This window comes from Streptomyces luteogriseus, from assembly GCF_014205055.1.
Lineage (GTDB): Bacteria > Actinomycetota > Actinomycetes > Streptomycetales > Streptomycetaceae > Streptomyces > Streptomyces luteogriseus.
Genome location: NZ_JACHMS010000001.1, coordinates 7,529,331 through 7,543,558 on the forward strand (window position 1 = coordinate 7,529,331; position 14,228 = coordinate 7,543,558).

Consider the following 14,228-nt stretch of genomic DNA (forward strand, 5'->3'; position numbering starts at 1 on the left):
GCCGGCCGGGAACCGGCCTCTGCCGACAGCAGAGCTCAACTGAGGGGCATGCGCCGGAACTTCCGCTCCTTGGCGGCGGCGGCCTCCTCGGCCTTCACCACGGCCGCGTACCGGTCGACGTACTCCTGCTCCGACAGGGAGAGGATGGCGTACATGATCTCGTCGGTGATGGCGCGCAGGATGGCCTTCTCGTTCTCCATGCCCTCGTAGCGGGAGAAGTCCAGGGGCTCGCCGAAGCGGATCACGACGGGGTGGATGTTGGGGATGACCTTGCCGGGCGGCTGGGCCTCGAAGGTGCCGATCATCGCGCAGGGGATCACCGGGACGCCCGCCTTGAGGGCCATCACCGCCACGCCGACCTTGCCCTTGTAGAGCCGCCCGTCGTGCGACCGGGTGCCCTCGGGGTAGATGCCGAGCAACTCGTCCTTGCTCAGCACACCGAGGCCCTCGCGGATCGCGGCCTGGCCCGCGTCCTTGCCGGAACGGTCGACCGGGATCTGCCCCGCGCTGCGGAAGAAGAAGGCCGTCAGGCGGCCCTTGAGGCCCGGGCCCGTGAAGTACTCGGCCTTCGCGAGGAAGGTGATGCGCCGTTTGAGGATCGCGGGCATCAGGAAGTGGTCCGAGAACGACAGGTGGTTCCCGGCGACGATGGCGGCGCCCTCCGCGGGAACGTGCTCCAGGCCCTCGATGCGAGGCCGGAAGACCAGTCTCAGCAGCGGGCCCAGCAGCACGTATTTCAGCAGGTAGTAGAACAAAGCGGGCGCTCCTCGACTCCCGCGGCGGCCTCAACCACCGCGTTCCAGCAGGTCAACCGGCATGTCGTGGGGTGCCAGTGTAGGTGCAGGCACGGCCGCCGGGCACCTCGCGCGGGCGGACCGCACAGATCCTTCGCCAATTGACTGATGGTCAGTCAGGCGTGGGTGTCCGGTGGTGCTCATGCGGCTGGGGAGGGCCGCGGGACCAGCGTGCTGCGCCGCCCGGGTGACGGGCAAGCCGAACGGGTGGCCTGGCGCGATAGCGGGGGTGCGTGGCGGACCGGTGGCCCTTGCGGGCGGACGGCCGCTGTGGGCCGCCGGTGGCCGGGTCGCTCCGGCGAGTAACCTGCCTGGCATGCGGATCTCTGTCTCCTCCGACATGGACGAACCCGTCGCCCGCTCCCTCGTGGCCGCCCTGCGCGAGCGAGGGCACGAGGTGCACCCGCACGGCGCGCTGCGCCCGGACGGCGACCCCCAGTGGGCGGTGTGCTCCGAGGCCGCGGCCCGCGAGGTCGCCGACGGCACGGCCGACCAGGCGGTGGTGTGCTGCTGGACCGGCACGGGCGCCTCGATCGCCGCGAACAAGGTGCCCGGTGTGCGGGCCGCCCTGTGCACGGACGCCTACACGGCCGACGGGGCGCGCCGCTGGAACGACGCCAACGTACTCGCGCTCAGCCTGCGGCTGACGTCGGAGCCGCTGCTGACGGAGATCCTCGACGCGTGGTTCGCCGGTGAGCCCAGCGCGGACGCCGAGGACCGGCAGAACGTGGACCGCGTCCGGCTGCTCGACCACGGCAAGACCCGCATGTAGTCACAGCCGCACGATGATCAGCGCGGTGTCGTCGGTCGCGCCGCCGGGCGGCAGCAATTCCGACAGCACGGTGTCGGCGAGGGTCTCGGGATCCTGGGCCCGATGGTCGCGCAGGGCGTCGGCGAGCCGCTCCAGCCCCTTGTCGATGTCCTCGCCACGCCGTTCGATCAGGCCGTCGGTGTAGAGCACGAGCGTGGCGCCCGGCGTGAACGTGGTCTCGGTCTGGGGTCTCGGGATCGGGTCCGGGCGGGCATCGAGCGGCGTGTCCGTGGCCTGGTCGAGAAACTCCGTGCGCCCGTCGGCATGGACGAGCACGGGCGGGGGATGGCCGGCGCTGCTGTACGTGATGACGTGGCTGTCGCAGTCGATGAAGGTCGTCACGGCGGTCGCCGACTCGGCCCCGTCGATCACGTGGGCGTAACGCCCCAGCACGTCCAGGGCCTGGGCCGGCCCCGCGGCGACCCGGGAGGCCGCGCTGAGCGCACTGCGCAACTGGCCCATCACCCCGGCGGCCTCCAGCCCGTGCCCGACCACGTCGCCCACGGCCACACCGATGCGGTCGCCGCCCACCAGGTCGACCAGGTCGTACCAGTCCCCGCACACGTTGAGCGCGCCCACGGCGGGGCGGTAGCGGACGGCGGCCGGGTGATTGCGGACCTGCCGGGGCGCGGGCAGCATCGCCTTCTGCAATGCCAGCGCCACCTCCCGCTCCCGGGAGTGCGCCTGGCGCAGCCGTTCGTTGAGCTCCTGCAGCTCACGGGCGCGGGTGTACAGCTCGGCCTCCAGCACGCTGGCCCGGCTGCCCTGGTTCCCCGGAGTGCCGCCCCGGGCCCTGATCAGCTCCGTGACCTCCTCCACCCGGTGCAGGATCAGCACGACCTTGCCGTCCGAGCCGAGCAGCGGCGCGTTCACCGGGCTCCAGTAGCGCTTCTGCCACTCGCCGGGCCGCTCCGGGTCCTCGACGTCGTAGCGCTGCAGGGCCATGGTGTCGCGCTCTCCGGTGGCCAGGACGCGGTACAGCGAGGCCTCCAGATTGCGCATGCCCGTCGCGGCCGGGTCGTTCGGGTTGTCCGGGAAGACGTCGAACAGATACTTGCCGACGAGCTGATCTCGCGAGCGGCCGGAGGTACGGACGAACTCCTCGTTGACGTCCGCGTACACCAGCTCGGGTGTCAGGAGCGCCACCATGCCGGGCAGAGCCTTGAACACCGCACCGTAGTCGATCGCCGTCTCCGCCATGGCCGCCGCCTCACCGCTGCCGGGGTCACACCAGTTTCGCACGGTATGAGCAAACCTCGACCGGCTTCATTCCGGGAGGTCCGCCAAGGCCTGCTCGGCCCAGATGATCTTCCCCTCGGGGACGAACCGCGTGCCCCACCGCTGCGTGAGCTGGGAGACCAGCAGCAGCCCGCGCCCGCCCTCGTCCGTCGTACGGGGATGGCGCAGATGGGGCGCGGTGGCGCCGCCGTCGAGGACCTCGCAGACCAGTGCGCGCTCCCGGATCAGCCGCAGCCGGATGGTCCCGTCGGCGTACCGGATGGCGTTGGTGACCAGCTCGCTCACCACCAGCTCCGTCGTGAAGGCCAGCTCCTCCAGGCCCCAGTGCGCCAGCTGCCGGGTGGCCGTGCGGCGGGCGTCGGCGACCACGGCCGGGTCCGAGGGCAGCTCCCAGGCCGCGACCTGCCCGGTGCCGAGACGTTTCGTCCGGGCCATCAGCAGGGCCACGTCGTCGTACGGCCGGTCCGGTACCAGCGCTTCGACCACGGACCGGCAGTGCGAGTCGAGCGGGCCCGCCCGCTCCAGCGCCCGGCGCAGCCGCTCCCTGCCCGCGTCGACGGCCCAGGTCTCGCCGTGGGCCAGCAGCCCGTCGGTGTGCAGCGCGAGCGTGCTGCCCTCCGCAAGGGGCAGCTCGACCGCCTCGAACGGCGGGCCCCCCACGCCGAGCGGTGGTCCCTGGGGCAGGTCGACGAACACGACCGAGCGGTCGGGCTGCACCACGGCCGGGGCGGGATGCCCCGCCGCGGCCATCGAGCACCCGCCGTCCACCGGGTCGTAGACGACGTACAGGCACCCCGAGCCCACGCACTGCGTGCCCGCGGAGCCCACCGTCCCGGGCTCCGCGCCCTCCTCCCGCGCCGACCGCGCCACCAGGTCGTCGAGGTGCGCCAGCACCTCCTCGGGCGGCAGATCCAGAGCCGCCAGGGTCCGTACGGCGGTCCGCAGCTGCCCCATGGCCGCGGCGGCGTCGATGCCGTGCCCGGGCGCCTCGCCCACGACCAGCGCGACACGCGCCCCGGACAGCGGGATGAGGTCGTACCAGTCGCCGCCGAGGCCGGTCAGCTCGTCGGCCGGCCGGTAGCACGCGGCCGCCTCGACGGCGTCCTGCTCGGGCAGCCGGTGGGGGAGCAGGCTGCGTTGCAGGACGAGCGCGGCATCCCGCTCACGGGTGTAGCGGCGGGCGTTGTCCACGCAGACGGCCGCACGGGCGACGAGATCCTCCGCCAGCCGCAGGTCCTCCTCGTCGAAGAACTCCCGGTCCTGGCGCCGGTAGAACGTCGTGATGCCCAGGGTGATGCCGCGCGAACGGATCGGCACGGTCATCACGCTGTGCAGACCCAGCTCCCGGAACGTGGCCCGGCGGCCGCTCGGAGTGTCCGTGGTCCAGTCCCGGGTCAGCGGGTCGAGCCGCTCGGCGCGCCAGGACCGCCCCGTGGCCAGACAGCGGAAGGGCGGCGTTCCGGCCCGGAAGGCCACCACCTCGCCGATCTCGATGACGGCTTCCGTGAGGTCCTGCACGGACCGGTACCCGGCGCGGCGCAGCTCCACCGGCTCCTCCGAGTCCGCGAGCGGGCCGGGGGCCGGTTCGGCGCCCCGCAGCACCGACTCGAGCAGGTCCACGGTGGCGAAGTCGGCAAGCCCCGGCACGGCCACGTCCGCGAGCTCCTGCGCGGTGCGCGTGAGGTCCAGGCTGCGGCCGATGCTCTCGCCGGCCCGGTCGAGCAGCGCCAGCCGCTGCCGCGCACGGTGCCTGTCGGTCATGTCCACGACCGTGTAGTACACGCCGATCGGATGGCCCCGGTCGTCCTCGAGCCGGGTGAACGACAGCATGTGCGCCGTCTCGCGCAACGGGGCCGAGCGCACATGCCCCACGTGCTCGTAGCCGACCACCGCCTCGCCGGTCTCCAGCACGTGCCGCATCTGGGCCTCGACCGCCTGCCCGTCCATGCCCGGCTGGACGTCCGCGAAGCGCAGCCCGAGCCGGCGCGCCGCCGGGCCGCCGCCGAACTGCTCCAGAGCGGCGTTCGACCACACGAAGCGCAGGTCCGTGTCCACGATCGCGATACCGACCGGGGCGCCCGCCGCCATCTGCTCCAGGACCGTGCGGCTCATGTCCCAGCCGGGGGCGTCGGCCAGTTCCGACAGGAGCATGAGCCAGCGCGAGCTGCCGTGCGCCTCCTCGGCCCAGGTGATCCGGGCCGCGACCTTCACCGGCCGCCCGTCCCGGCGGCGGGCCGTCAGCAGTCCCGTCCAGCCACCGTCCCTGCGGCACCGCTCGACCAGGTCCGGCACGCGCTCGGCGTCCTCGGCGGCCAGCAGGTCGGCCAGCTTCCTGCCGACCGCCTCGGACGCCGGGTACGCGAGCAGGCGCCGGGCACCGTTGGTCCAGCCCGTCACCACGCCCTGTGGATCGAGCAACAGGGGCGCCGCGTCGGCCACGTCGAACCGCTGCCGGGCAACGCCGTGCACCTCGTCTGCGCCCACGGCCGACCTCTCTGTCGCTGAGAGTGGTCTACCACCTCTTGCCCCAATCTTCACCCTTCTGGCGCCGAGGGGCGGCTTGTGCAGGGCCGGTCGGGGCGCACGGGAGGCGGCTGAGGCGAAGGAGCCGGGCGGTGTCGGGGACGCTCCGGTTGAAGGGCGGAGGAGGACGGCCGGCGGGGAGGGAACGCACTGCCCGGCCTTCGCCGGCGTGGGAGAAGCGGCTCGGCGCGGGGCAGCACTCACCGTGAGGCCGGGGAGGCCGCGACCGTTCCCGTTGGGACGGGGAGCGGCCAGGGGCGCCGTCCGGGTTGAGCAGGCACCCGGAGTCGCCGGCGCGCAGGAGGGACGACCGGCGCGGGTCGGACAGGGTGGCAGGGCTGCCTGCCCGGCTGGGGCCGGTGCGGCGACCGAGTGCCGCTCTGTGCCGAGCCTCCGTCCAGCTCCGGCGGCCCGTGCGGGCCTCGGCTCTGCTGTGGCGGCCCTGTGTGAGTCTCCTTCCGGTTCCGGCGGCCCTGTGCGAGCGGCCGTCCAGCTCCGGCCGCCCGCGCGACCCTCAGCCCCCGCCCCGCCCCGCCCCTTCGGCCGGTACCGGGCAGTCGCGTCCTGGTGGCCGGTCTCCTGGGTCGCCCGCACGCAGGGAGGGGCGGTCGACCCGTCTGGGGTCCTCCGCCCCTGCCCCCGTGACCTCGGCCGACCCTTACCCCAGCGCCTTCTCCAGCGCCGCCAGCGCCCCCGTCAGTTCCTCGCCCGTGATGGTGAGCGGCGGGGCCAGGCGGATCGTGGAGCCGTGGGTGTCCTTCGCCAGGACTCCCTCCCGCATGAGGCGTTCGCTGATCTCGCGGCCGGTGCCGAGCGCGGGGTCGATGTCGACGCCCGCCCACAGGCCACGCGAGCGGAACCCGACGACGCCTTTGCCGACCAGCCCCGTCAGACCGTCGCGCAGGATCTCGCCCAGCTCGGCCGCCCGGCGCTGGAACTCGCCCGTCTCCAGCAGCTCCACCACCGCCGTACCGACCGCGGCGGCCAGCGGATTGCCGCCGAAGGTCGAGCCGTGCTCACCCGGGTGCAGCACCCCGAGCACCTCCCGGCGTCCGACCACCGCCGACACCGGCACGATGCCGCCGCCCAGCGCCTTGCCCAGCAGCAGCACGTCCGGCACCACCGGCTCGTGCTCGACCGCCAGCGTGCGGCCCGTGCGGCCGAGCCCGGACTGAATCTCGTCCGCGATGAACAGACAACCCTTGCGGCGGGTCAGCTCCCGCACACCGGCGAGATAGCCGTCGTCGGGAATGATCACCCCCGCCTCGCCCTGGATCGGCTCGATCAGCACCGCCGCCGTCGTCTCGTCGACCGCCTCCTCCATCGCGGCCAGGTCGTTGTACGGCACCACCCGGAAACCCGGCGTGAAGGGCCCGAAGCCCGCCCGGGCCGTCTCGTCCGTCGAGAAGCTGACGATCGTCGTCGTACGCCCGTGGAAGTTGTCCGCCGCGACGACGATCGTCGCCCGGTCGGCTGGCACGCCCTTCACGTCGTAGGCCCACTTGCGGGCCACCTTCACGCCGCTCTCCACCGCCTCCGCGCCGGTGTTCATGGGCAGCACCATGTCCATGCCGGTCAGCGCGGCCAGCCGCTCCGCGAACTCGGCGAGCCGGTCGTTGTGGAAAGCGCGCGAGGTGAGGGTCAGCCGGTCGAGCTGACGATGGGCCGCCTCGATCAGCGCCGGGTGCCGGTGGCCGAAGTTGAGGGCCGAGTACCCGGCGAGCATGTCGAGGTAGCGCCGCCCCTCCACGTCCTCCACCCAGGTGCCCTCGGCGCGGGCGACGACCACCGGCAGCGGGTGGTAGTTGTGCGCGAGGACCGGCTCCTCCGCGCGGATCAGCTCCTGCGAGCCACGGGTCTCCCGCGAGCCACGGGCCCCCTGCGAGTCCTCGGTGCGGACGGGTGCGGTCATGAGCGGATCTCCCGGATCTCCTGGGTGCAGCACTTGATGCCGCCACCGGCCTTCTGGAATTCGGACAGGTCGACGGGGACGGGGACGTAGCCGCGGCCGGCCAGCTGGTCGGCCAGGGCCGTCGCCCCCGGTGAGATGAACACGTGGCGCCCGTCGGAGACGGAGTTGAGCCCGAACGCCATGGCGTCCTCGCGGGTGGCGAGCACCGCGTCCGGGTACAGCCGGGCCAGCACCTCACGGCTGCCCGGCGAGAACGCCTCGGGGTAGTAGACGATGTTCCCGTCGGGCCCGTCGTCGAGGACGAACAGCGCCGTGTCCAGGTGGTAGAAGTACGGATCCACCAGCGTCAGGCTGATCACCGGCGTCCCGAAGTACTCCTGTACCTCGCTGTGGGCCTCCCGGGTCGTACGGAAGCCCGTCCCGGCCAGGATCCAGCGGCCGGCGGGGACCAGGTCGCCCTCGCCCTCGCATACCGACTCGGGGTGGTACACCTCGTAGCCCTCCGCCTTGAACCACGCCTCGAAGGGCACGGACTCGGGACGGCGCTCGGGCGCGTGGAAGAGCGAGCCGAAGACGCGGCCGTCGACGACGACCGCCGCGTTCGCGGCGAAAACCATGTCGGGCAGGCCGGGAACGGGTTTCACACTGTCCACGGTATGGCCGTGGGCACGGTAGGTGTCGACCAGCGCCTGCCACTGGTCGAGGGCGCGGAGAACGTCGACGGGTTCGTCGGGATGCATCCACGGGTTGATCGCGTACTGCACGGCGAAGTGTCTGGGTTCGCAGACGAGATAGCGCCGCCGGCGCGGCACACGGGAGTCGGGCACAGAGGGGTCCCTCCGCTTCCTCACGGTGTGTGACTGGGGGTTGACACAACGGTAGGAACTGACGGCGGTGCCCGACAAGAAACAAAGGTTGCGCGTTCACGCAGGAACGCTGCGTCTTACGGCGGCTCAGCGCACGTCTGCTGCGCCGCCTCGCGACTCCGCCGGGGCCGGCTGGCTGGCTCCCGCCTCCGGGCTCTCGGGGAGCAGATGGGACAGCACCATGACGCTGATCGTCTTCCGGATGAACGGCTCCTGCCGGATCCGCTCCAGCACCTCCTCGAAGTGCTCCACGTCCCGCGCCCGCACGTGCAGCAGCGCGTCCGCCCCACCGGTCACGGTCATCGCCGCGGCGATCTCCGGGTAGTCGCGCACGACCTCGGCCAGCCGCCGCGGCGGGGCGGCGCCCTCGCAGTACACCTCGACGTAGGCCTCCGTGCGCCAGCCCAGCGCCGACGGCTTCACCGTCGCCGAGAACCCGGTGATCACACCGGTCTCGCGCAGCCGGTCGACCCGCCGCTTGACCGCCGTCGCCGACAGCCCGATCGCCGTGCCGATCTCCGCGAACGACGTCCGGGCGTTCGCCATCAACGCCGTGATGATCTTCCGGTCGAGTTCGTCGAACGGCGTGGACCTGCTGTTCATGCGGGCACTGTATCCACCGCCGTCCCGGACCGCGCCCGCCCGCGCGGGCACCGTGTACCAGCACGAACGTCCGCCCCCGGCACGTGTCCAGACGTACGGATCACCCCTACACTCCGGGTTCATGCTGCGCGCCCTGGCTGTCGACGACGAACGCCCCTCCCTGGAGGAGCTGCTCTACCTCCTGCACGCCGACCCCCGCATCGGCAGCGCGGAGGGCGCCGGTGACGCCACCGAGGCGCTGCGTCGCATGAACCGTGCCCTGGAGTCCGGCCCGGAAGGGCCCGAGGCCATCGACGTGGTCTTCCTCGACATCCAGATGCCCGGCCTGGACGGCCTCGACCTCGCCCGGCTGCTCACCGGCTTCGCCCGGCCGCCGCTCGTCGTCTTCGTCACCGCCCACGAGGACTTCGCCGTGCAGGCCTTCGACCTCAAGGCCGTCGACTACGTCCTCAAACCGGTCCGCAAGGAACGGCTCGCCGAGGCCGTCCGCCGGGCCGCCGAGCTGCGCGGCGCCGCCCCGCGCATCCCCGTGCACGAACCCGACCCGGACCACATACCCGTCGAACTCGGCGGAGTGACCCGCTTCGTCGCCGTCGACGACATCACCCACGTCGAGGCGCAGGGCGACTACGCCCGCCTGCACACCGTCAAGGGCAGCCACCTGGTCCGCATCCCGCTGTCCACCCTGGAGGAGCGCTGGCGCACCCGCGGCTTCGTCCGCATCCACCGCCGCCACCTCGTCGCCCTGCACCACATCGGCGAACTCCGCCTCGACGCGGGCACCGTCAGCGTCCTCGTCGGCTCCGAGGAGCTCCAGGTCAGCCGGCGCCACACGCGTGAACTGCGCGACCTGCTCATGAGGAGGCCGTGACGTGCCCCCCGACCACACCGAACGCCGCGTCGTCGTCACCGGCCCGCCCCGGCAGAGCAGCCGGACCTCCTCCGGCTACTACCGCCCGCGCACCGAGATCGACGAGCAGACCACCCTCGGCCACACCTACGTCCGCTCCCTGATGCGCACCCAACTGCGCGCCGCCCTCACCGTGTTCGCCATCCTCGGCCTGCTCGTCGGACCGCTCCCGCTGCTGTTCGCGGCGATGCCCGACGCCCGCCGCCTGGAATGGGCCGTCCTCGGCTTCGGCCTGTACGCCCCCCTCGTCCTGCTCGCCCGCTGGTACGTCCGCCGGGCCGAGCGCAACGAACGCGACTTCATACGCCTCGTGGAAGACCGCTGAAGCCCCACCGATGAACTCCAGCTACGCCATCCCCGCCGTCGCCCTCGTCGTCGTCGCGACGGTCCTCGTCGGCGCCTTCGGTCTGCGCATCTCCCGCACCACCTCCGACTTCTACGTCGCCTCCCGGACCGTCGGCCCCCGCCTCAACGCCGCCGCCATCAGCGGGGAGTACCTCTCCGCCGCCTCGTTCCTGGGCATAGCGGGCCTCGTCCTGGTCCAGGGCCCCGACATGCTCTGGTACCCGGTCGGCTACACCGCCGGCTACCTGGTCCTGCTGCTCTTCGTCGCCGCCCCGCTGCGCCGCTCCGGCGCCTACACGCTCCCCGACTTCGCCGAGGCCCGCCTCGCCTCCCAGGCCGTGCGGCGGCTGGCCGGTGCCTTCGTCGTCGGTGTCGGCTGGCTGTATCTGCTGCCCCAGCTCCAGGGCGCCGGACTGACCCTGACGGTGCTGACCGGCGCGCCCGACTGGCTCGGCGGAGTGATCGTCGCCGTCGTCGTCACCGCCACCGTCGCGGCCGGCGGCATGCGCAGCATCACCTTCGTACAGGCCTTCCAGTACTGGCTGAAGCTCACCGCCCTGCTCGTCCCCGCCCTGTTCCTGGTCCTCACCTGGCAGAGCGACGGAGCACCCCGGCACGCCTTCGACGAACCGGCCACCTTCCGCGAGCAGCGCGTCGTCCGGGTCGACGACAGCATCGACCTCACCCTCGACCGGCCCCTGAGCGTCACCGCGTCCGGCACCGTGGACGGCCGCACACACACCGGCACCCGCCTCGACCTCCCCGCCGGCACCCACCGCATCGAAAGCGGCACCCGCCTCACCTTCCCCGCCGGCGCACCCGTGCCCCGGGCCGAGCGCAGCGGCGGCGGTGACCTCTCCCCGTCGCAGGCCGAGAGCCGCGAGGAACGCCCGCTGTACGCCACGTACGGGCTGATCCTCGCCACGTTCCTCGGCACCATGGGCCTGCCGCACGTCGTGGTCCGCTTCTACACCAGCCCGCACGGCGTCGCCGCCCGCCGCACCACCGTCGCGGTCCTCGGCCTGATCGGCGCCTTCTACCTCCTGCCACCCCTCTACGGCGCGCTCGGCCGCCTGTACGCCCCCGAACTCACCCTCACCGGAGACCCGGACGCAGCCGTCCTCCTGCTGCCCGACCGCATGATCGGGGGAGTGGGCGGCGACCTGCTGGGCGCACTGGTCGCAGGCGGCGCCTTCGCCGCGTTCCTCTCCACGGCCTCGGGCCTGACCATGGCGGTCGCGGGCGTTCTCGCCCAGGACGTCCTGCCCGCCCGCGGCGTACGGCACTTCCGGCTCGGGACCGTCCTCGCCATGGCCATGCCCCTCGGGGCGAGCGTCCTGGTCGGCGGGCTGCCGGTCGCCGACGCCGTCGGGCTCGCCTTCGCCGTCTCGGCGTCCTCGTTCTGCCCGCTGCTCGTCCTCGGCATCTGGTGGCGGCGGCTCACCCCGCCCGGCGCCGCCGCCGGGATGCTGGTCGGCGGCGGATCCGCCCTGCTCGCCGTCGCCGCGACCATGGCCGGCTACCCGGGCGAGGGCGCCCCCCTGCACGCCCTGCTCGCCTGGCCCGCGCTCTGGTCGGTGCCGCTGGGCTTCCTGACCATGATCCTCGTCTCCCTGGCCACCCCCGGCCGGGTACCGCCCGGCACCGCCGCGGTCCTGGCCCGGTTCCACCTGCCCGAGGAGCTGCGCACGGAGGTGCCGGCATGAGCGGGTTCCTGGCCGGCCTGTGCGTCGCCGTGCTCCCGGTGCTCGCCCTGGGAGTCTGGCTCGGCCGCCGTACCGCACGCGCCAAGAGCCTCGCCGGCCTCGGCACCCCCGTCGAGCACGCCACCTTCGAAACCCTGCACACCGCGTCCCTCGCCGCGCCCCCGCTGCGCTCCGGACTGACGGAGGAGACCGCCCGCAAGTCCGCCCGCAAACTGCGCTCCCTCCTCGGCACGGACGCCCTCTGCCTCACCGACCGGGGGCAGGTCCTGGTCTGGGACGGCGACGGCGCCCACCACCGCACCGAGATCATGGAACGCCTCGCGGGCTCCCTGGAGACCGGCCGCGGCGAGGCCTTCCGGCTCACCTGCGACAGCCTCGACTGCTCGGTGCGCTGGGCCGTCGTCGCCCCGCTCACCGTCGACGACCGGGTGCACGGCGCCCTGGTCGCCTGCGCGCCCCGCGAGTCGGCGGTACTCGTCCGCGCCGCCGGCGAGGTCGCCCGCTGGGTCTCGGTCCAGCTGGAACTGGCCGATCTCGACCAGTCCCGCACCCGCCTCATCGAGGCCGAGATCAAGGCCCTGCGCGCCCAGATCTCCCCGCACTTCATCTTCAACTCGCTCGCGGTGATCGCCTCGTTCGTCCGCACCGACCCCGAGCGCGCCCGCGAGCTGCTGCTGGAGTTCGCCGACTTCACCCGCTACTCGTTCCGGCGGCACGGCGACTTCACCACCCTCGCCGAGGAACTGCACGCCATCGACCACTACCTGGCGCTGGTGCGGGCACGCTTCGGCGACCGCCTGTCCGTGACCCTCCAGATAGCGCCGGAGGTGCTGCCGGTGACCCTGCCGTTCCTGTGCCTGCAGCCGCTCGTGGAGAACGCCGTCAAGCACGGTCTGGAGGGCAAGGCCGTGCCCTCCGGCAAGTGCCGCATCCAGATCACCGCCCAGGACGCGGGCGCCGAGGCCCTCGTCGTCATCGAGGACGACGGCGCCGGCATGGACCCCGGCCTGCTCCGCCGCATCCTCGCCCGCGAGGTCAGCCCCTCGGGCGGCATCGGCCTCTCCAACGTCGACGACCGGCTCCGCCAGGTGTACGGCGACGACCACGGGCTCGTCATCGAGACCGCCCCGGGAGCCGGCATGAAGATCACCGTCCGGCTCCCGAAATACCAGCCCGGCGTGCACTCGGCGGGGCGGCTGACCAGGGAGTGAGCCGCCCCAAGGGCCGACCGGGCGGTGAGCCGTCAGGTGCTGCGCGCGGTGACCACCAGTCCCAGCGTGATCAGACCCAGTACGACCCAGCCGAACCACAGCCAGCCGTTGCTGCCGAGCGCCACTGTGTAGGCCGTCACCACGACCAGCCCGCCCAGCGTGAGCGCTCCCATGGTCTTCGTAGAGTTGGAACCGTTCGTGGAACCGGGCATCGCAACACCCTCCTCATGGTTCGGTCCCTCCATGGTGCCCGGCGGAAGCCCGGCGCGCACGGCCCGTACCGAAGAGGTCTTCAGCGCCCCTGCGTGTTCAGCGAGGCCAGATAGGCGTTGTACGCCTCCAGTTCCTTGTCCCCGTCGCGGTCCGCGGCCCGGTCGGTGCGCCTGGCCTGCCGCTGGTCCGAGGCGTACCACTGGAACAGCAGGGCGACCAGCACCAGCACGGAGGGGATCTCGCTGAACGCCCAGGCGATGCCGCCCGCCGCGTTCTGGTCGGACAGTGCCTCGATGCCGAGCGAACCGGGCGGGTTCTTGAACGTCGCGACCATCGGCTCGGACGCCATCATCAACGCGATCCCGAAGAACGCGTGGAACGGCATGCCCGCGAACAGCTCCAGCATCCGCATCAGGTAGCCCGGGCGGTGCGGGCCCGGGTCGACGCCCATGATCGGCCAGAAGAACACCAGGCCGACGGCGAGGAAGTGCACCATCATCGCGATGTGGCCCGTCTTGGAGCCCATCAGGGTGTCGAAGAGGGGCGTGAAGTACAGCCCGTACAGGCTCGCGATGAACAGCGGGATCGTGAACGCCGGGTGCGTGATGATCCGCATGTAACGGCTGTGCAGGAACATCAGCAGCAGCTCACGCGGCCCCTTGCGCCCCCGCCCGGCCGGCGGCAGCGCCCGCAGCGCCAGTGTGATCGGCGCCCCGAGCAGGATGAGGATGGGCGACACCATGCTGATGACCATGTGCTGCACCATGTGCACGCTGAACATGACCATGCCGTAGTCGTTCAGTCGGGTGCACATCATGAGCACGATGCTCAGCACGCCGATGGTGAAGGCCACCGTCCGCCCCACGGGCCACTTGTCCCCGCGCCGGACGAGCCGCACGACTCCCCACCCGTACAGGGCGAGCCCGGCCAGGCAGGCGACGAGAAAGAACGGGTCCGTGGACCACTCAAGCCCTCGCCCCAGCGTGAACGGCGGCAGATCCATGGTCATGCCGTGCCCGCTGTGATCCATTCCGCCGGCTCCTGTTTCGTGGGGGTGTGCAGCCATCTGTCCGCCCACAAGAGTAGAACCGCCCC

General features: G+C 72.5%; 13 protein-coding genes. 5 read left to right on the top strand and 8 right to left on the bottom strand.

The genetic code is table 11. The annotated features are described in order from the left end of the window. Window positions 1–35: 35 nt before the first annotated feature. Window positions 36–755, bottom strand: a complete 720-nt coding sequence (locus BJ965_RS33445) for a lysophospholipid acyltransferase family protein (protein ID WP_184914049.1) — start codon at window positions 753–755, stop codon at window positions 36–38. Window positions 756–1,110: 355 nt separating this feature from the next. Between BJ965_RS33445 and BJ965_RS33450 the strand changes: the two genes are divergently transcribed. Then, complete coding sequence (locus tag BJ965_RS33450) at window positions 1,111–1,566, top strand: RpiB/LacA/LacB family sugar-phosphate isomerase (RefSeq protein ID WP_184914051.1); 456 nt, start codon at window positions 1,111–1,113, stop codon at window positions 1,564–1,566. Here BJ965_RS33450 and BJ965_RS33455 read toward each other — a convergent pair whose 3' ends face one another. From BJ965_RS33455 to BJ965_RS33475, 5 genes are all read right to left on the bottom strand, one after another. Continuing rightward, entirely contained in the window at window positions 1,567–2,805 is a 1,239-nt protein-coding gene (locus BJ965_RS33455) for a PP2C family protein-serine/threonine phosphatase (RefSeq protein ID WP_184917784.1), read from the bottom strand. A 66-nt stretch (window positions 2,806–2,871) separates the two neighbouring features. After that, the gene (locus BJ965_RS33460; protein ID WP_184914053.1) at window positions 2,872–5,328 is read right to left on the bottom strand and encodes a SpoIIE family protein phosphatase; all 2,457 of its coding nucleotides are present in this window, start codon (window positions 5,326–5,328) and stop codon (window positions 2,872–2,874) included. A 697-nt stretch (window positions 5,329–6,025) separates the two neighbouring features. Next, window positions 6,026–7,279 carry an ornithine--oxo-acid transaminase gene (gene rocD / locus BJ965_RS33465; RefSeq protein ID WP_246546114.1) on the bottom strand — a complete coding sequence of 418 codons (1,254 nt, stop codon included), beginning with the start codon at window positions 7,277–7,279 and terminating at the stop codon, window positions 6,026–6,028. Continuing rightward, window positions 7,276–8,106, bottom strand: coding sequence for a dimethylargininase (gene ddaH, locus BJ965_RS33470; protein ID WP_184914055.1), 831 nt, complete (start codon window positions 8,104–8,106; stop codon window positions 7,276–7,278). Before ddaH ends, rocD begins: the two co-directional genes overlap by 4 nt. A 126-nt stretch (window positions 8,107–8,232) precedes the next feature. Further along, the gene (locus BJ965_RS33475; protein ID WP_030835389.1) at window positions 8,233–8,748 is read right to left on the bottom strand and encodes an Lrp/AsnC family transcriptional regulator; all 516 of its coding nucleotides are present in this window, start codon (window positions 8,746–8,748) and stop codon (window positions 8,233–8,235) included. Between the two features lie 121 nt (window positions 8,749–8,869). On the opposite strand from BJ965_RS33475, the gene BJ965_RS33480 reads away from it, so the two are divergent. The 4 genes from BJ965_RS33480 to BJ965_RS33495 are packed head-to-tail and all read left to right on the top strand — an operon-like array spanning window position 8,870 to window position 12,920. Next, complete coding sequence (locus tag BJ965_RS33480; RefSeq protein ID WP_184914058.1) at window positions 8,870–9,619, top strand: LytR/AlgR family response regulator transcription factor; 750 nt, start codon at window positions 8,870–8,872, stop codon at window positions 9,617–9,619. A 1-nt stretch (window position 9,620) separates the two neighbouring features. Continuing rightward, the gene (locus BJ965_RS33485; RefSeq protein ID WP_097222873.1) at window positions 9,621–9,983 is read left to right on the top strand and encodes a hypothetical protein; all 363 of its coding nucleotides are present in this window, start codon (window positions 9,621–9,623) and stop codon (window positions 9,981–9,983) included. A 10-nt stretch (window positions 9,984–9,993) separates the two neighbouring features. Then, window positions 9,994–11,709: a sodium/solute symporter gene (locus BJ965_RS33490; RefSeq protein ID WP_184914060.1), complete on the top strand. Its 1,716-nt coding sequence runs from the start codon at window positions 9,994–9,996 to the stop codon at window positions 11,707–11,709. Next, a complete protein-coding gene (locus tag BJ965_RS33495; RefSeq protein WP_184914062.1) occupies window positions 11,706–12,920 on the top strand; it encodes a sensor histidine kinase in 1,215 nt (404 codons plus the stop codon). The genes BJ965_RS33490 and BJ965_RS33495 overlap by 4 nt, the downstream gene beginning before the upstream one ends. A gap of 32 nt (window positions 12,921–12,952) precedes the next feature. Here the strand turns inward: BJ965_RS33495 and BJ965_RS33500 are convergent, their stop codons facing one another. Together BJ965_RS33500 and BJ965_RS33505 are read right to left on the bottom strand one after the other, a co-directional pair. Continuing rightward, on the bottom strand, window positions 12,953–13,132 hold the full coding sequence (locus BJ965_RS33500; protein WP_184914065.1) for a hypothetical protein: 180 nt from the start codon (window positions 13,130–13,132) through the stop codon (window positions 12,953–12,955). Window positions 13,133–13,212: 80 nt separating this feature from the next. After that, a complete protein-coding gene (locus tag BJ965_RS33505) occupies window positions 13,213–14,163 on the bottom strand; it encodes a cytochrome c oxidase assembly protein (RefSeq protein ID WP_184914067.1) in 951 nt (316 codons plus the stop codon). Window positions 14,164–14,228 lie beyond the last annotated feature (65 nt).